The following is a 19,146-nucleotide window of genomic DNA, read 5'->3' on the forward strand; positions in this document are numbered from 1 at the left end:
CTCCCTTATTTTCCGGCAAGTCGCCAGTTTTCGACCGCCATGGCTTCCGCCATCGGCTCAACGCCGAAGCGCACAGCGAGATCGATGAGGTTGGCAGTGGTGATGGTCTGGCGGGCGCCGCCCATGGAGACGACCTTGACGAGAACTTCGGCTGCCTTTTCGGCGGTATCGATCAGGCCGAAGGCTTCATCGAGCGTATCGCCCGTGCCGAAGATGCCGTGGAAGGGCCACATGACCAGTGTGTGATTGGCCATCTCCTTGGCGGTCGCATCACCGATCGTATCGGTACCGGGAACCAGCCAGCCCATCGTGCCGACCCCCTGCGGGAAGACGACGAGGCATTCGGTGCTGCTCTCCCATAGGGCGCGGGTCACATTGGCCGGATCGAGATCCAGCACATAGGTCAGCGCCAGGAGATTGGTCGCATGGCAATGCATGATGACACGATCGCGACCATTGCTGACCTTCTGGCGAACGCCGTGGGACTTCAGATGGGAGGCAAGCTCGGAGGTCGGCGCGCCGCCATCGGTGAAGCCCCAGAGGATTTTCACCGAGGTTCCGTCAGGTGCCACCTGAACGACACCCATATTGGCTGCCGGATCGAGCTGAACGTTGCGGAAATATTTGCCGGTTCCGGTGACGATGTAATACTGGCCGGCCAACTCCGGCAGCGGATCGCTGATCGGCGCGCTGCGGTTTGCGGGCCACTGCGCCAGATAGGGCGCAACGTCTTCCGGCAGCAGACGCAGGCTGACATTGCCGCCATTGCGCTCGTCCCAACCCTTCAGCCACATGTCCGAAGTCGCCTTGACCATGGCGGTTACGAACCAGGAATTTGCAGTATGCAGTGTCATGATCATGCGGCCTTTCGTTTGCTCAGCACGTTGCGTTCATAATTTTTGACTTCGTCCAGCCAGGCGATGCCGACCGGCACGTTTCTGCTGAGGCAATAGAAATCCCAAACCGCAGACCACGGCATTGATTTGGCTTCTTCCATCATCGCCAATCGTGTCGTGAAATCCCGTTCGCTTTCCGCCTGTTTCAGCCTGGAAGCCGGCTCAAGCAGAGCGCGCAGAAGCGCCTTGCGGGTATTGCGCGTGCCGATCACCCAGGCCGCCACGCGGTTGATGCTGGCATCGAAGAAGTCGAGGCCGATATTGACCTTGCCAAGCACGTCGCCCCGGATCAATTCGTTGGCGATTGCCTGCAGTTCATCATCAAACAGCACGACGTGGTCGCTGTCCCAGCGGACCGGGCGGGAGACGTGGAGCAGAACTTCATCGACGAATTGCAGCACCGACGACAGCTTGTCGGAGATGACTTCGGTCGGATGAAAATGACCGGCATCGAGGCAAAGCAGCGTTTTGCGGCTCGTGGCATAACCCATGCAGAACTCGCTGGAGCCGACCGTGTAGCTTTCGGCTCCGATACCGAAAAGCTTGCTCTCGACGGCATCCTTGTGGAACTCGCGCGAGATCTTTTCGGCAATGATTGCATCCAGCGACTGGGCGAGACGCTCGCGCGGCGCGAACCGGTCTGCCGGAAGATCCTTCATGCCATCCGGCACCCAGATGTTCATCACCGATGGCGTGCCGAGCTGCCTGCCGAAATATTCGCTGACCTTGCGGCTTGCTTGGCAATGGGCGATCCAGAAGTCGCGCACCGACTTGTCGGGATGGCTGAGCGTCAGTCCATCTTCGCTCAAGCGATGCGAAAAGCAGGTCGGGTTGAAATCCAGGCCAATGCCGGATTTTTTGGCCCATTCGACCCAGTTCTGGAAATGGCGGGGTTCGATCGCATCACGCGCGACCGGCTTGTCGCTCTCGAGATAGATGGCGTGAAGATTGAGCCGCTTCTGGCCCGGGATCTGCGCCATGGCGAAATCGAGATCGGCGCGCAATTCGCCCGGAGTGCTGGCGCGACCCGGATAATTGCCGCTGACCTGAATGCCGCCGGTAAGCTGGCCCGCCGGGTTTTCAAAGCCGCGAACATCATCGCCCTGCCAGCAATGCATCGAGATCGGAATGGTATCCAGGCGGTTGAGAGCCGCCTCGGTATCGATACCGGTCGCGGCAAAGGCATCACGCGCTATGGTATAGGCAGCTTCGACTTTTTGTGATTGGCTCATCAATCTTGTCCTTCTAGAGCAGGCAGCGCGCTAAACGACTGGAAACGATCCCAGACGGATTGGGGTACGCGCTGGCGGGGAAGATATTCGGTTAGAGGGAATGAACGGCGCACAAGTGCGCGCGCTTCATCGAGGCCGGAAAGCTGGCCGAGAGCGATCATCTGGACGCAGACATTTCCAAGCGCCGTCGTCTCGATCGGGCCGGCTGTTACCGGAACGCCGCAGGCATCGGCGCAGAGCTGGTTGACGAGGTCGTTCTGGCTGCCGCCACCGACGATACGGATACGATTGACAGGACGCCCGCGCAGGGTTTCCAGCTTCTCTTTCACCTGGCGATAGGAAAGGGCCAGGCTATCGAAGATGCAGCGGGAAAGGGCGCCGGCGCTCTCAGGTACGGGCTGTCCAGTCGCCCGGCAGAACGCCTGGATTTCCGCCGTCATGTTATTCGGATTGAGGAAACGCGCGTCCTGGGGATTGATCAGGCTTCGCCAGGGCGTGCCGTCACGCGCTTCCGACACGAGCCCGCCGTGATCCGGTGATCCCAGTTCCTTGCGGACCCGCTGGATCAGCCAGAAACCCATGATGTTCTTGAGGACGCGGTAACGCCGCTCGACACCGCCTTCGTTCGAGACATTTGCGGCCAGCGCCTCAGCATCGGCAAATGGCGTCTTGCTCTCGATCCCCATCAGCGACCATGTGCCCGAACTGATGAAGGCCTCATCCTCGGTTTCCAACGGTGCGGCCGCAACCGCGGACCCCGTATCATGGGTGGCCGGGGCAACGACCTTGATGGCTGCCTCACTCTGCAAGGCCGGTATCTCGCCGATGATGGTGCCTGCCTCGACCGGATGCATCATCATCGTCTTGGGCAATCCCGCGACTTCGAGCAGATTCGTATCCCAATCGTTCTCATGCAGATTGAATAGCTGCGTCGTCGTCACGTTGGTGTATTCGTTAGAAAGCACGCCGCAGAGGCGGAAATGCAGATAGTCCGGGATCATCAGGAAGTGGCAGGCGCGAGCCAACCATTCGGGATGCTGACGAACGGTGGCTGCTAGCTGATAGAGCGTGTTGAACTGCAGGAACTGGATGCCGGTGCGACGGTATATTTCCGCACGCGAGATCTCAGCGAAGACCGTCTCCATCATGCCGTCGGTGCGATGATCCCGGTAGGACACGGCGGGACCGATGCGCTCCAGATTGTCGTCCAGCAATACGTAGTCAACGCCCCAGGTATCGACCCCGACGCTCGCCAAGCCCCCCTGCTCTTGGGCAATCGCCAGCCCTTTTCGCATTTCGGCTTCAAGGAAATCAAGATCCCAGCATTGATGCGCAAAGACATCGTCGCCCCGCAGGTTGTTTTCGAACCGGTGGATTTCCGTCAGCGACAAAATGCCATCCCTGACTTCGCTCAGGATAACACGGCCACTGCTGGCACCGATATCGACGGCAACGATTTTCTCAGGCACTTTCATGCTTGTTCTCTTGTTCGTTTTCAGCACCTTAGCCCTGTTGATGGGCATGGCGCCTTGAAGAAGCAGACATGAGATTTGCTGATACGTGTCATTATTCGAAGATGATGCTGGGGCTTTCGCGGCAAGCTGCCTGGCTGCATTATTAAGTCGCAGCGCCGCATTGATGCAGATCCGGATCGGCGTTTTCGAATGGGCTATCTGTACCGTTGTGCGCGATTATGAAGTTTTGATTCGATGAAGCTTTTGGCCAAGGAATTTTTCCGCTCGGACGCTCAAACGGTCATCGTGGAGGAAAGAACTCCGCAGACACCGTTTCCTCTGCATGACCATGACTTTCACGAGGTCATGATCGTTCTCTCCGGCAATGGCTGGCATATGTTGAATGATGAACCGCACTTCATCACTTGCGGAGAACTTTTCTACATCAAGGCAGAGGACCACCACGCCTATGAGCAGGTCGACGACCTCTACCTGACCAACATCCTGTTTCGGCCCGATAGGGCCTCCGGGCGTTATGATTTTCTCGACATCATGCGGCGTTCGGCAGATGGGGAAGATGGCACAAGGCGCCACTGGCAGGTTACCGAGGATGTACTTGCGCAGGTCAAGCCGCTGATCGAAGCGCTGGAGAACGAGGCCCGCCGGTCAGATCCGCTTTCGGACGCGATGTCGGAGGCGCTGTTCAACCAGCTCTCGATCATCCTGTCGCGCTCGCAATTCGCCACGGACGCACGCGGCCTGCCTAATTCTGCACGCCTCGGGCATGTGCTGAACTATCTCAGGCACAATTGCACCGAGGATATCGACCTCGAAAGTGTCGCGCAGCGCTTCGGCTATTCCTCGCGCAGCTTCAGCCGACTGTTTCGCGAGGCGACGGCCACGACGCCGCACAACTATCTCGTCAAGCTCAGACTGAGCAAAGCCATGCGGGCATTGCGCGCGACCAATGACAGCGTCACCGACATCGCCTTTTCCTGCGGCTTCAACGACAGCAACTATTTTTCCTACAGTTTTAGCAAGATGACCGGCATGGCGCCGAGCGAATATCGTCGCATGCCGCGTCACAACCACGCCTGAACCCGAACAAGGGGCATGAGGCGGCCGGCGTTGCGGCCGGAACGCCGAAAGGCCCGCCTTATGAGCGGGCCTTTCGTGTCTATTCGCAAATCGCGCTTCCGCGCGTAATCACAAAGCTTTCTTGTAGAGGTCCAGAATATCCGCATCCGTGGCCGCGACCGGGTTGCCCGGTGCGCAAGGATCCTTCTGTGCCTTCTGGACCCAGAGCGGGAAGTCGTCCTCGGTTACGCCAAGTTCGGCAAAGCCGCTGGGAATGCCGACCGTTTCCGACAGATCGCGGATCGCCGTGATCGCGGCCTTGGAGGCATCCTCAATGCTCAATCCCTTGATATCGACACCCATTGCTTCGGCGATGCGTGCAAACCGTTCGACGGCGTAAGGACGGTTGAACTCCTCGACCAGCGGCATCAGGATTGCGTTGCAGACGCCATGCGGAAGATCTTTCACTGCGCCCGGCTGGTGCGCCATGGCATGGACGAGCCCGAGACCGGCGCTGTTGAAGGCGAGACCGGCAATGAACTGGCCATAGGCCATCATCTCGCGTGCCTCCAGATCCTTGCCATCCTTGACTGCGCGCGGCAGATAGGCCGCGATCAGGCGGATCGCTTCGAGCGCTGCATAATCGGTCAGCACATGCGCGCCCTTGGCGACATAGGCTTCGATTGCATGGGTCAGAGCATCCATGCCGGTTGCAGCTGTCGTTGCAGCCGGGATACCGGTCATCATGGCGGAATCGTTGACCGAAATATCCGGGATGATGTTGGCGTCGATGATGACCATCTTCACCTGAGCGACCGGATCGGTGATGACCGCGTTGGAGGTGACTTCAGCGGCAGTTCCCGCAGTCGTGTTGACGGCAGCCAGGAATGCGCCTGCCTTGGCGACCTTGCCGACACCTTCATAAAGCGTGATCGGACCGGGATTGGCCGAGAGGATGCGCACGGCCTTGGCCGTGTCGATCGGGCTGCCGCCGCCGACACCGATGATCGCGTCGCACTTGTTGTCGACAAACACCTTGTAGGCAGCCTCGACGACCGGAACGGTCGGGTTGGGAACGACGCCATCGTAAACGAAAGCCTCGATACCCTTTTCTTTCAAGCCTTCCAGAAGTGGTGCGACAAGTCCGAACTTCACCAGCGTCGCGTCGGTGATAATGACCGGCCGCTTCAAGCCGCGAGCAGCAAGCTCACCGGGAACTTCGGCCAGACTGCCGGAACCGCTGATGTTGATTTTTGGGAAACACAGTCGAAATGCCATCTCGTTCTTTTCCTCCTGATCGGGAGGCTGCCGCTTCTATGGACGGCAGCGCTCCTGCTGATAATCTCCTTGGTGACCGGGAGTTTAGCGAAGGCCGAACGAGGAAGCCTTTGTGCCTTGGACATTGTTGCAGCCTGCATGGCCGGAAATTAGAGGTCGGAACATGGCAGGAGAGCACGGCAGCGGCGAACAGTCGGAGAGTTTATGCCATGAGCACTACGTTTAATGCATGCGCCTTGGATAGCAGAACTTCGACTTTGCCAGATCCCGGCAACAGCATTGCGCCAGAAAGAGCACCGGTCGTGATGATCGCACCGGCCTTCAGCGAGTTTGCGGGACGGGCACTGTCGTTCGCATAGGCGACCAGCCACGCAAGAACATCGCCAACCGGGTGCTTTGCCGGTCCTTTATAGATCGGGTTGCCTCCCTGAGTGACGATTAGCTCAGCCTCACCCACCGTATCAACGAGGGTTTTAGGGACAGCCGGGCCTAGCACGTATCCGCGATTTCCTATGCGATCTGCCACGAAAAGCGGGAAAGACAACGTTCCGCCCTCCTTTATGGCAGATGATAATAGTTCCGCTCCGAGATAAGCCTCTGAAACCGCATCATAGATCTCTTCACGGGAATAGAGATCACTTTTGATCGGAAGGGATCGGCCGAGGCGAACGGCGATCTCCACCTCGAACTTCATGCCAGGAAGATAGGGCAATTCCGCATCGCGTGAGGTTTCGACGTAAGGGTGCAGCGGCGCCACGACAGCATGTTTGTCAGGGGACATCGCCACCTTCCAGGCGTTACCCGGCACGCCTTCTTTTGCGGCAAGCGTCTGCTGGGCCTGCATCGCGGTCGCCAGATTCTGAGGCAATGAAAATTCCGCGGTCGCTTGCGATCGGCACGCTTCGCGTAACCCATACAAGCTGTCGGCGAGCGCCTGAACATCGAAAACCGTCGACGGACTATCGTTCATTTATCATCTCCGAATTGTTCAGGTTTTGATTTGGCGTGCAGGGTGTCACCCTACTTTGCCGATATGCCGTTGTTACAAAGGTTTCGGAAGCTCATGGCCAAGACGTTCGGCATGCGGCAGCACTGAATCTATCATGCCAACATATAAACGTCGCCGAGTTGACCGATACCCGCGCAAAAGCCAGGAAATCGACTTCCCATATGCCGAGGCAGGCCGCCATCTGGTAGCGCTGTATCGGTGCAGCGGATGATTTCCCAGCCGGTTTCCTCAAGCAGTTGCGGCAACCGGCCATGCCGCCCGACCGGGCGACGTCGTAGCGACAGCAATAGACATAATTGCCTCCCTTAGAGCAGGCCGAACTTCTTCAGTGTCTCGCCGATCTTGGCGTCCTGCTCAGCGTTGGGGAGAAGTGCTGGCTGACGGCTGGCACCAACGGAAGCGTCCTGAAGATAGAGCGCACGCTTGACCATGGCAGGCGGGAAACCGTGGGCGTAAAGATCGGTACGGAAGGCAGTGTAGATTTCCTGCTGGCGTTGGGCTTCCTCGATATTGCCGGAGTTGAAGCCGCCGACGATGCCGGCGAGAACGTCCGGCATGGCATTGCCCAAGCCTGAAATGCAGCCGGCAGCGCCGTTCTGCAACGACCACAGGACCAGATGGTCAGGGCCGGAATAAACTTCGAACCCTTCAACGTCCTCGGAAACCTGCAGATAGGCGGCCAGCGTTTCCTGTGCGCCACCACTATCCTTGATACCGGCGATGTTGCCGTGGACTGCAAGCTTGCGGGCGGTTTCCGGCTCGATGTGATTCTGCGTGCGAGCCGGGATGTCGTAGAGATAGACCGGCGTTTTGACGGCATCAGCGACGGTGGAGAAGTGGCGGATCAGGCCGTCCTGCGTGCAAGCGATGAAGAAGGGCGTGATGACAGCGATGCCGGTGACGCCGATACGGTCGAATTCCTTGGCCAGTTGCAGAGTTTCGAACGTGGCGGGCATGCCGGCATTGACGATGACGTCGACCTTGCCGCCGACTTCATCGACCACTTCCTCGAGCAGCTTGATCTTTTCGCCGTGTGTCAGCGCGGAGAAATCGCCATTGGTGCCGGCGCACATGATGTTGTTGCCGGCCGCCACCTGACGGCGCACCTGCGCCCGCGTCGCTTCATAATTGATGGTTTCGTCATCGTTGAAGCATGTCACGATCGCGACAAAAGCTTTCTTGGTCATCATTCTACTCCGGAATCAATCAAATCAGGATGCGGTTGCCAGCCGGGCATTGCGGTTGGCCGCCTGCACGTCCGGGTCCGGATCGAGGCTGGCGGCAAGAAGGGCCTGCGTGTAGGGCTTTTGCGGATTGTCGAAGACCTGCGCGACAGTGCCGAATTCGACCACTTCGCCCTTCTGCATGACCATCACATAATCGGCGAAATCGCGCACCAGCGGCAAGTCGTGGGCGATAAAGATGAAGGCGATGCCCATTTCCTTGCGCAGCTTATCGAGAAGCGTGATCACCTGCGCCTGAACCGAAACGTCGAGTGCCGAGACGGCCTCGTCGCAGACTATCAGTTGCGGTTCAAGCGCAAGCGCGCGGGCAATGGCGATACGCTGGCGCTGGCCGCCGGAAAACTGGTGCGGATAGCGCCCCATGTGCTCGGAAGAAAGGCCGACCTGACCAAGCAGCTCGGCGACACGCTCGCGCCATTTCGCCTTGGGCAAAATTTCCGGATGGATGACCCAGGCCTCGGAAATCAGCTGGTACACGGTCATGCGCGGGTTTAGCGACTGGGTTGGGTCCTGAAACACCATCTGCAGATCGCGGCGCAGCTTGAACAGGTCACCCGGCGACATGGTGAAAAGGTCTTTGCCCTTCCATTTTGCAGTCCCGCCATCGGCTTCTTCGAGACGCAGCAGGATACGGGCGAGCGTGGATTTTCCCGAGCCGCTTTCGCCGACGACAGCGACGGTCTCGCCAGCCTTGAGATCGAAGGAAACGCCCTTCAGGGCTTCGAAACCGCCATAAAACTTGCGGGCGTCCTTGACGCTGAGGATGGCGTCGCCGGAAGCTTCCGGTTCATGCATTTCGCCCTTGCCGGGAGCGGCGGCGATCAGCTTTTTCGTATAGGCGTGCTGCGGATTGTGATAGACCTCGCGCACCGTGCCGCTTTCGACCAGCTGGCCCTTTTCCATGACGACGACGCGGTCGGCGACTTCGGAGACAACGCCAAGATCGTGGGTGATGATCAGCACACCCATGCCGGTTTCGCGCTGGAGTTCCTTCAGCAGGTTCAGCACTTCCGCCTGCACCGTGACGTCAAGAGCAGTGGTGGGTTCGTCGGCGATCAGAAGGTCAGGTTTCAGGGCAAGCGCCATGGCGATCATGACACGCTGGCGCTGGCCGCCGGAAAACTCGTGCGGATATTTGTCGAGCGCGCGTTCCGGATCAGGCAGGGCGACGCGCTTGAAGAGGCGGAGCGCCTCGGCCTGGGCTTGCGTATTGCCTATTCCGTGGGTTTTCAGCGCCTCGCGCATCTGCCATCCGACCGTGTAGACCGGATTGAGATGACTGAGCGGATCCTGAAAGATCATGGCGATCCGGCGGCCGTTGACTTCGCGGCGTTGCTCCCCACTCATCGTCAGGAGATCCTTGCCGTCGAGCAGGATTTCCCCGGAGGAGATCTTGCCAGGTGGCATGTCGATCAGGTTCATGATCGCCGAGGACGACACCGACTTGCCGGAACCGCTCTCGCCGAGGATGGCGAGGGTTTCGCCACGATCGAGATGGTAGGAGATGTTGCGCACGGCGTGCACGACACCTGATGCGGTGTGGAAGTCGACCGAGAGGTTGCGGACTTCGAGCAGATGATCAGCCATGTTTCGGTCCTTTCATTTCCAGGCGCCAGCGCTGCACGGGGTCGAGCGCGATACGCAGCCAGTTGGACAGAAGGTTGAGCGAGAGCGTGGTGAGGATGATCGCAAGGCCCGGCCAGAAGGACAGCCACCAGGCATTGGTGAGGTACTGGCGGCCCTGAGAGATCATCAGGCCCCAGGTGATTTCCGGCGGCTGGATGCCGATGCCGAGGAAGGACAGCGCGCTTTCCGCCAGCATGACATAGGCAAAATCGAGCGTCATCAACGTCGTCAGCGTAGGGATGACGACCGGCAGGATATGGCGGAAGAGAATACGGTTGGACGACGCCCCCATGACCCGTGCGGCTTGCACGAACATACGCTGGCGGATTTCCAGAACTTCCGCTCGGGTGGTGCGCAGATAGACAGGAATACGGGTGATCGCGAGTACCAGCATGAGGTTGAGGATGGACGAACCGAGGATGTAGAGAACGATCACGGCCACCAGCAACGACGGAAAGGACATGATGACATCTGCCAGACGCATGATGACCTGGCTGACGCGTTCCGACGCAAAACCGGCGATAAGGCCGAGCAGCGTGCCGACGACGGCCGAGATGACAACGGCACCTGCTGCAACCATCATGGTGTTCTGGGTGGCGACGATGATGCGCGGCCAGAGCGGGCGGCCAAGCGCATCGGCGCCGAGCCACATATACCATTCGCGGTCGAACATGAATGGCGCAAGGTTACGGCCACGCAGGTTTTGTTTGGTCGCAAGCTCATCGAGCCATGTCGGGCCGATGATCGCCATGACGATGACGAAGACGAGGAAGATTGCGGCACAGAGGGCGAACTTGTCTGCCCAAAGCATGCGCGCCATACGCACAACGGCACTTGGTTCTTCTGCGACTGTTTCTTTTGGGGTGTGGGTAGATTGAATGGCCATGGTCATGTCGATCCTCAGTAGCGGATGCGCGGATCGAGAAGCGCGTAAGCGAGGTCGATCACGAGGTTCATGAGGAAGATGGCGAAAGCGGTGACGAGGATCGCCGCAAGCACTACGTTAAAGTCACGCTGGAGAATGCTGTCGATCATCAGTTTGCCGACGCCGGGGAACCCGAAGATCGTCTCGATGATGACAGCACCGTTCAAGAGGCTTGCCGCCTGATCGCCGATAACGGTGATGACCGGCAACATGGCGTTGCGCAGTGCATGAACGAAGATGATCGGGCCGGATTTGACGCCCTTGGCGCGCGCCGTCTTCACGTAAGCCGAGGAGAGTGCCGAAATCATCGAGCCGCGCACCACCTGAACGATGATGCCGAAGGGACGCACGAACAGAACGCTGATTGGCAGGATCCAATGGGCGAGCGTACCGGTACCGGAGGTCGGCAGCCAGGAAAGCTGGATGGCGAAGATAACGATGGCGACGATGGCCAGCCAAAAATCCGGTACGGAGGCGCCTATCAACGACAACATCGAGGAAAAGCGATCGAAAAAGCCACCGGTACGGAAGGCTGCGAGCGAACCGACGACAATGGCGCAGACTGTGACCAGCGTCATGGTGATGACCGCAAGCCACAGAGTCCATGTGAAGGCTTCGAGCACGACGTCAAGTGCGGGACGGGCCTTGCGCAGGCTCTCCCCCAGATCACCGGTGACGACATCGCCGACATATTGGCCAAACTGCACGAGAAGCGGCTGGTCCAGCCCATGCAGGGCACGGAATTCGGCCTTCATTTCGGCGGATGCTTCGACGGGAAGAAAGAGCGATGCCGGATCGCCGGTCAGGCGGGACAGAAAGAATACCATGACCAGCAGCCCGATCAGCGAGATAAGGCTGGCGAGGGCGCGTTTGCGGATGAATCTGAGCATTGGGACCTCGATCTTGCTGGAATGGACGGCGAACGCCTTGCCGCCCACTTCGCTTCGATAGGGCGATCAAATCGCCTGGCGGTAGTTACTTCTTGAAGCCGATTTCAGAGAGCTGCAGCATCCCGTTGGTGGCAATGCTGGGCTTGAAGTCCAGACGTTCGGATACGCGAGAATAACCGACCATGTGGAATAGCAGGACGTCGGCGACAAGATCGTCGTGGACATAGGCGATCAGCTGCGACCACAGCTTTGCACGCTCATCACCGGTGGCGGCCGAAGCGCGGGCGATGAGATCATCGACCTTGGGGTCGGCGTAACCGGACTGGGTACCCTTCGAGTCGTACTTGAAGAACATGGTGAAGGACGGGTCACCCTTGGAGTTGTCGTGCATGGCAGCGACAATGATCGGGCCACGGCCTTCTTTGAATGGCTTCGAGTAATAGACTTCGTGCTCGGCGACTTCGACAAACTTCAGGTCGATCTTGAAGCCAACGTCCTGCAGCTGCGCCTGGACGGCTTCCATGATTTCCGTCACGTTGGGGAAATTCGCAGTACGGGCGACGACTGTGATCGGAGTATCGACCGGAACGCCGGCAGCCTTGGCTTCTTCAAGCAGCTTCTTGGCCTGATCCGGATCATACGGGAAAACCTTGACGTCCGGGTTCCAGCCGAGCGTGGTCGGCGGCACAAGGGCTGTTGCCAGAACAGCATCCTGCGGCACGAGTGTACCAAGGAACGCCTGACGGTCGATCGCCAGATTGAGTGCCTTGCGGACGCGGACATCGTTAAGCGGCGCGATGTTTCCGTCGATACGCAGATAGACCGTTTCGCTGTCGAGATAGGAGAAGTCGGTCTTCTCGTTCGTGGCTTCGACCTGCGAGATCGACGGTGCGAGATCGGCTTCACCGGCCTGAACCATGGCGGCGCGGACGGCAGGATCAGCGCGGAAGACGTAGGTTGCCTTGGTGACGGCGGGCTTTTTGCCCCAGTAATCGTCACGCGCATCAAGCACGATCTGCTGGCCCGGCGTCCAGTTGGACAGCTTGTAAGGACCGGTGCCAATCGGCTCGCGAACGAATTCTAGCGGCGTGCCTTCCGGAACTATGGTGACGAGCGACAGGAGCAGCGGCAAGATCGGCTGGACTGGATCAACCTTGAAATCGATCGTGTTGTCGTCGACGACCTTCACGTCAAACTTCATGCCACCGAAATAGCGACGGGATTCGCAGACATTCTTGTCGCTGAAAATGCGGTCGAAGCTATATTTGACATCCTTGGCGCCAAAAGCCTTGCCGTCGGAAAATTTCACGCCCTGGCGCAGATGGAAACGCCAGCTGCCATCGGCATTTTGCTCCCACTTTTCAGCCAGACGAGGCATCACACCGTTCTTGGTGCGGACATCGAGCTCGGTCAGCGTTTCGCTGACGTTTTCCATGATGACGCGACCAATATTGGAGCGGGTCGCCATGCACGGCTCGAGAAGGTCTGCCTCTTCCGGCAGAACGATCTTGATATCCGTAGACGCGGCATGAACCGGTGCAATGCCGGCACCGAATGCCATGACAGAGCCAAGAACGGCTCCAAATAGATGCGAGGTTTTCATGTCATTTCCTCCCTCTGGGGTGCATGTCGCACCGTTTGCTGTTCATCTCGCGGCGCATTGGCGTTCGCGTGCTGAAGGCACTCCTCCTGAAGCCCTGTGCGTCGGTCGGGATGCCTCCGTCCTTAACGATCGCCTTGATCGAGCTGGCACCGACCATCGGATTTCTCGATAAGTTTGTCAAATTAAATATTCGGAACTATCGATTTGTACAAACTTAACTTTCGTAAAACGATTTAATTTCAAACAGATGTATCGCAACATAGGGTCGTCAATGGCAAATTTCGTTTTTTTTCAAACTTGACAACTTTGTTATTTGGGTGATTTTCATAGGGTCAAGAGGAGACCCCGATGACGCCTGAACAGATTGCATCCGCTATGAACGGCGCGGTAAACGCCGCCGGAAATGGACGACATGAGGCCATGTTGGCCTCTCCGATGATCCAGAACCATGCTTCCTTCCTTCACATGACCGATGAAGGCGCACTTATCTGCGCCTGGTTTGGCGGCACGCTGGAAGGGAAGTCGGATATCTCGATCTTTGCTTCGGTCCTGCCTGAAGGCTCCGACCAATGGGGCGAGCCGCAGCGGCTGAGCTTCGACCCAGATCATTCCGAACAGAATCCGGTTCTGTTTGCCGCACCTGATGGCAAGCTCATCCTGTTTCACACCTCGCAGCCATCCGGCAATCAGGACGAATGCCGGATTCGTCTGGCAGAGATTTCGCGCGATGCCTCCGACCCGACCAAGCTGACGGCAAGCGAGGGACAATATCTCGATCTGCCGCGCGGCTGTTTCGTTCGCGCTCCTCTGGTGGTACGCGATGATGGCGCGTGGCTTTTGCCGATCTTCCGCTGCATCCAGCGTCCAGGCCAAAAGTGGAATGGCAGCCATGACCGTGCCGCTGTCGGCATCTCTGAAGATGGCGGGAAGACATGGCGACTGGAGGATATCGACCAGTCGACAGGTTGCGTACATATGAGCCCTGTCTTGATCGGCGAGAATAAACTGGCGGCAGTATTCCGCCGCCGCCAGGCCGATTCCGTCTATCGCACGGAAAGTGGCGACGGCGGCCGCACTTGGTCCGCGCCGCAGGCAACCGATGTGCCAAACAACAATTCTTCAATTGCAGCGATCCGCCTGCAAGACGGCCGGATCGCAATGATCTGCAACCCGACCAATGCGGAAATGTCCGCGGATCGCCGCGCGTCGCTTTACGATGAGTTGGGCGAAGAAGACGACCGGCCGGATGCCAACCCGGATGGCGGCTGCGTGCCCATCTGGGGCGTGCCACGCGCTCCGGTTTCCGTCTGCATTTCGGCTGACGGCGCCAGAAGTTTTTCACAACGGATCGTGATTGAAGATGGTGCTGGCACCTGCATGTCGAACAATTCCATCGACGGCCACAACAAGGAAATGTCCTATCCGTGGCTGCTGGAAGGACCAGACGGCAGCCTCCACATCGCCTACACCTATTACAGGCGCGCCATCAAATATGTTCGTCTAGCTCCGGGCTGGGCCAATGCCAGTTCGAGTGCAGAAGCGGGAGAATAATCATGAGCAATATCATCGGTATCACCATGGGTGACCCCTGCGGCGTCGGACCGGAAATCACGGTGCGGGCGCTGGCCGAAATGGACGATGCGGACCGCGCCGCCACCCGCATCTACGGCAACCTGCCAACGCTGGAAGCGGCCCGTGAGGCACTGAATGTCGATATCGATCTCAAACCTTATGTCGTTGACCTCCCTATCGAAGGTGCGCCGCTTCCATGGGGCACGCTGTCGCCGGTCGCCGGCGACGCAGCTTTCCGTTTCATCGAAAAAGCGGTGCGAGATGCGGAAGCCGGAGTGATCGGCTGCGTCGTTACAGCCCCCATCAACAAGGAAGCACTCAACCTTGCCGGCCACCATTACGATGGCCATACGGGCATGCTGCGAAGCCTGACCAAATCAGCGGCGGCCTATATGCTGCTGGCATCGGAAAAGCTGAAGGTCATCCACGTTTCCACGCACGTCTCGCTACAGGAAGCCATCCGCCGCGCCACGACCGAACGGGTACTGGCAACGATCAAGGCCGGCAATGACCACCTGAAGCGCACCGGTTATGCCGCTCCCCGCATCGCGATTGCCGGCATCAATCCGCATTGCGGCGAAAACGGCCTTTTCGGCACTGAAGACGATGACCAGATCGCACCGGCCGTTGCAGCAGCGCGTGCCGAAGGCATCGATGCCTATGGGCCGATTTCCGCCGACACTGTATTCCACCGCGCCTATTCCGGCGCATTCGATCTCGTGGTCGCGCAATATCACGACCAGGGTCATATCCCGATCAAGCTTGTTGCCTTCGATACTGCCGTGAATGTCTCCGTCGATTTGCCGATTGACCGTACTTCGGTCGATCACGGAACGGCCTTTGACATTGCCGGCAAGGGCATTGCCAACCACGGCAACATGCTCTCGGCCATAGCCTATGCCCGCAAATTGGTGAACGGCGGCAAAGGAGAACAGGCATGAGCAGCGCTCCCGTTATCACCCTGCATCAGCCGAAAAGACTTCTCGTTGGCGCTGGCACAATTGGCGAAGTTGGGCCATGGGCCGGCGACGTATCCTCGACGCTGGTGATCGCGACGCCGATCACTGTCGCCTTTGTCGATCGCCTTAAACTGCCAGGCAAAATATCCGTGTTCGATGCCATTCCGGGCGAGCCGGAAATCGCCACGCTTGAGGCGTCACTGGCCGCGGCACGCGCAGCCAAACCGGATCTCGTTGTCGGTCTCGGCGGCGGCTCCGTCATGGACGTCGCCAAACTGGTGGCCGCCCTTTGGGATGGCGATCAGACGCTTGCCGACGTTGCCGGGCCTAACAAGGTTACCGGCCGCAAGACCCGGCTGGCGCAGGTGGCAACGACAGCCGGCACCGGTTCGGAAGCCGGTATCCGCTCGCTGATTACCGACCCGGTCAAGGGCAGCAAGATCGCGGTCGAAAGCCCGCATCTGATCGCCGATCTGGCGGTGCTAGACCCGGAATTGACCTATTCGGTGCCGCCGGCCGTAACGGCGGCCACCGGCGTCGATGCCATGGCGCATTGCGTCGAGGCATTCACCAACAGACGCGCCCATCCGATGATCGACGGTTTTGCCCGCATGGGCTTTCATCTTGTCGGCAAATTCCTGGCACGTGCGGTCAAGGATGGATCGGACCGAGAAGCCCGCGAAGGGCTGATGCTCGCGTCCTATTACGGCGGCATTTGCCTTGGCCCGGTCAACACGGCGGCAGGTCATGCCATTGCCTATCCGCTCGGGACGCTTTTGCATCTGCCGCATGGGCTCGCCAACGCCATCGTGTTTCCGCACGTCCTCGCCTTCAACCAACCGGTCATGAGGGACAAGACGGCAGAAGTTGCTGAGGCACTCGGCCTCGGCAAGAACCTTTCACAGGCCGACCTGAGCAGTGCGGCACATGGCTTCTGCGCTGATCTTGGCATCCAGATGTCTCTCGCCAAACACGGCGCCGCCGAAGCTGATTTGCCCCGCTTTGCCGCGGATGCCCACGCCATTCGCCGACTGATGGACAATAACCCGGTCGATATGAGCGTTAACGACGTTCTAGGGATCTACAGGGCCAGCTTCTGATCACAGGCCGCTGGAGGAGGAGAGGTGGCGCGATAGCTCGCGCCACCTCTTTTGTCTGATATCGCTGCGGTATAGACTTGAGAGAGCTATTTTCGATCTCTCCCACCCTACTTATGAGATGACTGGAAAAGCCTCTCGCGCGAGCCCTTCAGATGTTCAAGCATCAGCCGCCGCGCTTCATTCTCGTCACGACTGGCAATCGCAGTGGCGATAGCCTCATGTTCGCCAAACACGCGGGACAAGCCAGACGCCTCCCGCTTGATCGAGGCGCCATGGAACTTCATTCCAACGGCAATATGGTCCTTCAACGCCTCCATGGCGGTGGAGAAATAATTGTTCTGGGCGGCGCGGGCGATTGCGAGATGGAACTGAAAATCTGCGTCTTCGCGATGTGACTGGCGGTTTGTCGCGTCACGCAGCAGTTCCAGCGCCTGGCGGATCGCCTTCAGGCTTTCGGCATCATGCCGCGTTGCGGCGGCAGCTGCTGCAGCCGGCTCCAGTGTCAGGCGGAATTCGTAACAATTCAGAAGATCGGCGACATTTTCCAACTGGCCAAAACCGAGCGGATTTCTCAGACCCATCGAGCGGACAAAACTACCCGCCCCGCGGCGGGAATAGATCAGGCTCTGGTCGCGCAAGCGCTTCAATGCCTCGCGGATAACCGGGCGGGAAACCTCGAATTCGGCGGCGAGATCATGTTCCGTCGGCAGACGCTCATCCGGCTTGTAGGCACCGGACTTGATCGCACGCAGCATACGCTCGAAAACGACGTCAGCGAGACCTTTGCGAGCTGTTCCTGTTTCCAATCCCATCATCAACCTGCTTTCTGCAGGACAGTATCTGCAATCTGTTTCAACGTATCGGGCTGACCGAACCCACCCGATTTGGCGATAATGCAGCGCCCCTCGGCTGAAGCAATACCCAGGCCCGGCATACATTCACCATGCAGGCGCATCCGCGAAAGACCGAACCTGCGCAGCACGGCTTCCGCAGTCGCGCCACCAGAGAGAAGCAGTATGCCTTCGTAATCGGCGAAATTCCGCTTCAGACCGTCCGCCAGAGCTTCTGAGACAAGCTGAGGGTTTACATCGTCGGTACCCGACGTTGCCTGAACCAGCGTCAAGTCAGATCCGGTATCGGTTGCCGCGTCGAGATGACCGTTGGGCGCAGGCAGATAATTCAACCTGTGTTCATGGCGCAGAATTTCTATCTGCCTAAGCGTTATCGGATCGCGCGAGCCGATAACGAAAGCAATCCGGCCGGAGGGAATGGCTGCCGCACGTGCCTCGGCTCCGGCGGTCATGCGTCGAGCAAGCGCTTCGGCAAGGCCACGAGCTCCGACCAACAGGTCCGTGCCGTCGCTCTGCGCCTCAGCCAGAATGGCATCCATATCGGCCGGCGTGCGGGTATTCGGAATGCGGGCGCAGGCAGCATGGGCGCCCAGCCGATCGGCAATCACGATCGGTGTCTCTATGCCGAAACCGGAGACGCGCCCATCCTCCACGATACGGTCAAATTCCGGGATCGCCGGCGCGACGAGAGCTTTCTTGAAGGGGGTAGCATCCAACTCGGCGACAATATTGCCCTTCAAGCGGGAGTCGACCTTCTTGAAAAGTTTTGTCCCCTTCGGCAGCAGAGCAATGACCGCAGTCGTTACAGCACGAGCCTTATCTGAATCAATTTCCCGCGTATTAAGATTGATCGACAAAACGTCTGGGCGGTCCCCAACGACACCAGAGATTGCATCCCGGTCGAGCGCGACTTCCGTACGAAGACCACGCCCGGCAAAAGGGGCTGCAGAGTCGAGCGCACCTGTCAAATCGTCCGCGAGAATGGCTAACATATGTCTCCGCCCACTTATGTTGTAATCTTTATACCATAAAAAAACGCTTATATGTCAACAATAATATAGAACTAAATTACAAATGAGATCACCTCTTCTGACAAAGCGAGGGGACGTAAAGCCTACTCTGCCAGGCCTGCGATCGGAGAGAAACCTCGCAGCCATCAACAAGGCCAGCTATCGAATCGACAGCAATTTCGCCGTTTTGATCAATTGCAAAGAAAACAAGGGCAGCAGCAATCGCTCAGCCCTTCTGGAACTTGACGGACATTTTCCGAATGGCAAGGATGCGGTATTTTATCGATGCGGTGGCGTACTGGCACTCGGTGAAATCTCGACTGCCAGTCACAAGCCCGCTCTTCGCTATACGGAAATAGCTTTGGACTGCCATGATTTTCTTCTACCGCTCCAACCGAGGCCGCCAACCATGACGTTGGG

General features: G+C 58.6%; 17 protein-coding genes. 4 read left to right on the plus strand and 13 right to left on the minus strand.

Translation table 11 applies throughout. From position 1 onward, the window contains the following. Positions 1-5 precede the first annotated feature (5 nt). The 3 genes from rhaD to rhaB are packed head-to-tail and all read right to left on the minus strand — an operon-like array spanning position 6 to position 3,603. Entirely contained in the window at positions 6-860 is an 855-nt protein-coding gene (rhaD, locus tag GGE33_RS16210) for a rhamnulose-1-phosphate aldolase (RefSeq protein ID WP_246436155.1), read from the minus strand. Further along, positions 857-2,128, minus strand: coding sequence for an L-rhamnose isomerase (locus tag GGE33_RS16215; protein WP_183825003.1), 1,272 nt, complete (start codon positions 2,126-2,128; stop codon positions 857-859). Before GGE33_RS16215 ends, rhaD begins: the two co-directional genes overlap by 4 nt. Then, on the minus strand, positions 2,128-3,603 hold the full coding sequence (rhaB, locus tag GGE33_RS16220) for a rhamnulokinase (RefSeq protein ID WP_183825006.1): 1,476 nt from the start codon (positions 3,601-3,603) through the stop codon (positions 2,128-2,130). Before rhaB ends, GGE33_RS16215 begins: the two co-directional genes overlap by 1 nt. 234 nt (positions 3,604-3,837) lie before the next feature. Between rhaB and GGE33_RS16225 the strand changes: the two genes are divergently transcribed. Next, positions 3,838-4,680, plus strand: coding sequence for a helix-turn-helix domain-containing protein (locus GGE33_RS16225; protein WP_183685385.1), 843 nt, complete (start codon positions 3,838-3,840; stop codon positions 4,678-4,680). Positions 4,681-4,788: 108 nt separating this feature from the next. Here the strand turns inward: GGE33_RS16225 and GGE33_RS16230 are convergent, their stop codons facing one another. From GGE33_RS16230 to GGE33_RS16260, 7 genes are all read right to left on the minus strand, one after another. Next, entirely contained in the window at positions 4,789-5,937 is a 1,149-nt protein-coding gene (locus GGE33_RS16230; protein ID WP_183825009.1) for an iron-containing alcohol dehydrogenase, read from the minus strand. Positions 5,938-6,139: 202 nt separating this feature from the next. Next, a complete protein-coding gene (locus GGE33_RS16235) occupies positions 6,140-6,907 on the minus strand; it encodes a fumarylacetoacetate hydrolase family protein (protein WP_183825011.1) in 768 nt (255 codons plus the stop codon). 344 nt (positions 6,908-7,251) lie between these two features. Next, positions 7,252-8,133: a dihydrodipicolinate synthase family protein gene (locus tag GGE33_RS16240; protein ID WP_183825014.1), complete on the minus strand. Its 882-nt coding sequence runs from the start codon at positions 8,131-8,133 to the stop codon at positions 7,252-7,254. A 24-nt stretch (positions 8,134-8,157) separates the two neighbouring features. After that, complete coding sequence (locus GGE33_RS16245) at positions 8,158-9,777, minus strand: ABC transporter ATP-binding protein (protein ID WP_183825017.1); 1,620 nt, start codon at positions 9,775-9,777, stop codon at positions 8,158-8,160. Further along, complete coding sequence (locus GGE33_RS16250; protein ID WP_183825020.1) at positions 9,770-10,702, minus strand: ABC transporter permease; 933 nt, start codon at positions 10,700-10,702, stop codon at positions 9,770-9,772. The genes GGE33_RS16245 and GGE33_RS16250 overlap by 8 nt, the downstream gene beginning before the upstream one ends. A 14-nt stretch (positions 10,703-10,716) precedes the next feature. Next, the gene (locus GGE33_RS16255) at positions 10,717-11,631 is read right to left on the minus strand and encodes an ABC transporter permease (protein WP_183825023.1); all 915 of its coding nucleotides are present in this window, start codon (positions 11,629-11,631) and stop codon (positions 10,717-10,719) included. Positions 11,632-11,716: 85 nt separating this feature from the next. After that, positions 11,717-13,234, minus strand: coding sequence for an ABC transporter substrate-binding protein (locus tag GGE33_RS16260; protein WP_148144631.1), 1,518 nt, complete (start codon positions 13,232-13,234; stop codon positions 11,717-11,719). A 348-nt stretch (positions 13,235-13,582) separates the two neighbouring features. Here GGE33_RS16260 and GGE33_RS16265 point away from each other — a divergent pair, with 348 nt between their 5' ends. From GGE33_RS16265 to GGE33_RS16275, 3 genes are read left to right on the plus strand one after another with little or no spacing between them, the layout of a single operon-like run. Continuing rightward, entirely contained in the window at positions 13,583-14,785 is a 1,203-nt protein-coding gene (locus tag GGE33_RS16265) for a sialidase family protein (RefSeq protein WP_183825026.1), read from the plus strand. A 2-nt stretch (positions 14,786-14,787) separates the two neighbouring features. Then, positions 14,788-15,747 carry a 4-hydroxythreonine-4-phosphate dehydrogenase PdxA gene (pdxA, locus tag GGE33_RS16270; protein WP_183825029.1) on the plus strand — a complete coding sequence of 320 codons (960 nt, stop codon included), beginning with the start codon at positions 14,788-14,790 and terminating at the stop codon, positions 15,745-15,747. Continuing rightward, the gene (locus GGE33_RS16275; protein ID WP_183825032.1) at positions 15,744-16,865 is read left to right on the plus strand and encodes an iron-containing alcohol dehydrogenase; all 1,122 of its coding nucleotides are present in this window, start codon (positions 15,744-15,746) and stop codon (positions 16,863-16,865) included. Before pdxA ends, GGE33_RS16275 begins: the two co-directional genes overlap by 4 nt. Before the next feature lie 107 nt (positions 16,866-16,972). Here GGE33_RS16275 and GGE33_RS16280 read toward each other — a convergent pair whose 3' ends face one another. The 3 genes from GGE33_RS16280 to GGE33_RS16290 form a co-directional block, all read right to left on the minus strand. Further along, positions 16,973-17,677, minus strand: a complete 705-nt coding sequence (locus tag GGE33_RS16280) for a FadR/GntR family transcriptional regulator (protein ID WP_148144756.1) — start codon at positions 17,675-17,677, stop codon at positions 16,973-16,975. A gap of 2 nt (positions 17,678-17,679) precedes the next feature. Then, complete coding sequence (locus tag GGE33_RS16285) at positions 17,680-18,708, minus strand: four-carbon acid sugar kinase family protein (protein ID WP_183825035.1); 1,029 nt, start codon at positions 18,706-18,708, stop codon at positions 17,680-17,682. A 244-nt stretch (positions 18,709-18,952) separates the two neighbouring features. Continuing rightward, positions 18,953-19,099 (minus strand): hypothetical protein, encoded by a 147-nt coding sequence (locus tag GGE33_RS16290; RefSeq protein WP_183825037.1) that lies wholly within the window; start codon positions 19,097-19,099, stop codon positions 18,953-18,955. Positions 19,100-19,146: the final 47 nt, after the last annotated feature.

The sequence above is a fragment of the Aliirhizobium cellulosilyticum genome (assembly GCF_014198105.1).
Lineage (GTDB): Bacteria > Pseudomonadota > Alphaproteobacteria > Rhizobiales > Rhizobiaceae > Neorhizobium > Neorhizobium cellulosilyticum.

Excerpts from the sequence above, each read along its gene's own strand:
- rhaD (WP_246436155.1), bottom strand. The coding sequence starts at position 860 with ATGATCATGACACTGCATACTGCAAATTCCTGGTTCGTAACCGCCATG.
- GGE33_RS16215 (WP_183825003.1), bottom strand. The coding sequence starts at position 2,128 with ATGAGCCAATCACAAAAAGTCGAAGCTGCCTATACCATAGCGCGTGAT.
- rhaB (WP_183825006.1), bottom strand. The coding sequence starts at position 3,603 with ATGAAAGTGCCTGAGAAAATCGTTGCCGTCGATATCGGTGCCAGCAGT.
- GGE33_RS16225 (WP_183685385.1), top strand. The coding sequence starts at position 3,838 with ATGAAGCTTTTGGCCAAGGAATTTTTCCGCTCGGACGCTCAAACGGTC.
- GGE33_RS16230 (WP_183825009.1), bottom strand. The coding sequence starts at position 5,937 with ATGGCATTTCGACTGTGTTTCCCAAAAATCAACATCAGCGGTTCCGGC.
- GGE33_RS16235 (WP_183825011.1), bottom strand. The coding sequence starts at position 6,907 with ATGAACGATAGTCCGTCGACGGTTTTCGATGTTCAGGCGCTCGCCGAC.
- GGE33_RS16240 (WP_183825014.1), bottom strand. The coding sequence starts at position 8,133 with ATGACCAAGAAAGCTTTTGTCGCGATCGTGACATGCTTCAACGATGAC.
- GGE33_RS16245 (WP_183825017.1), bottom strand. The coding sequence starts at position 9,777 with ATGGCTGATCATCTGCTCGAAGTCCGCAACCTCTCGGTCGACTTCCAC.
- GGE33_RS16250 (WP_183825020.1), bottom strand. The coding sequence starts at position 10,702 with ATGGCCATTCAATCTACCCACACCCCAAAAGAAACAGTCGCAGAAGAA.
- GGE33_RS16255 (WP_183825023.1), bottom strand. The coding sequence starts at position 11,631 with ATGCTCAGATTCATCCGCAAACGCGCCCTCGCCAGCCTTATCTCGCTG.
- GGE33_RS16260 (WP_148144631.1), bottom strand. The coding sequence starts at position 13,234 with ATGAAAACCTCGCATCTATTTGGAGCCGTTCTTGGCTCTGTCATGGCA.
- GGE33_RS16265 (WP_183825026.1), top strand. The coding sequence starts at position 13,583 with ATGACGCCTGAACAGATTGCATCCGCTATGAACGGCGCGGTAAACGCC.
- pdxA (WP_183825029.1), top strand. The coding sequence starts at position 14,788 with ATGAGCAATATCATCGGTATCACCATGGGTGACCCCTGCGGCGTCGGA.
- GGE33_RS16275 (WP_183825032.1), top strand. The coding sequence starts at position 15,744 with ATGAGCAGCGCTCCCGTTATCACCCTGCATCAGCCGAAAAGACTTCTC.
- GGE33_RS16280 (WP_148144756.1), bottom strand. The coding sequence starts at position 17,677 with ATGGGATTGGAAACAGGAACAGCTCGCAAAGGTCTCGCTGACGTCGTT.
- GGE33_RS16285 (WP_183825035.1), bottom strand. The coding sequence starts at position 18,708 with ATGTTAGCCATTCTCGCGGACGATTTGACAGGTGCGCTCGACTCTGCA.
- GGE33_RS16290 (WP_183825037.1), bottom strand. The coding sequence starts at position 19,099 with ATGGCAGTCCAAAGCTATTTCCGTATAGCGAAGAGCGGGCTTGTGACT.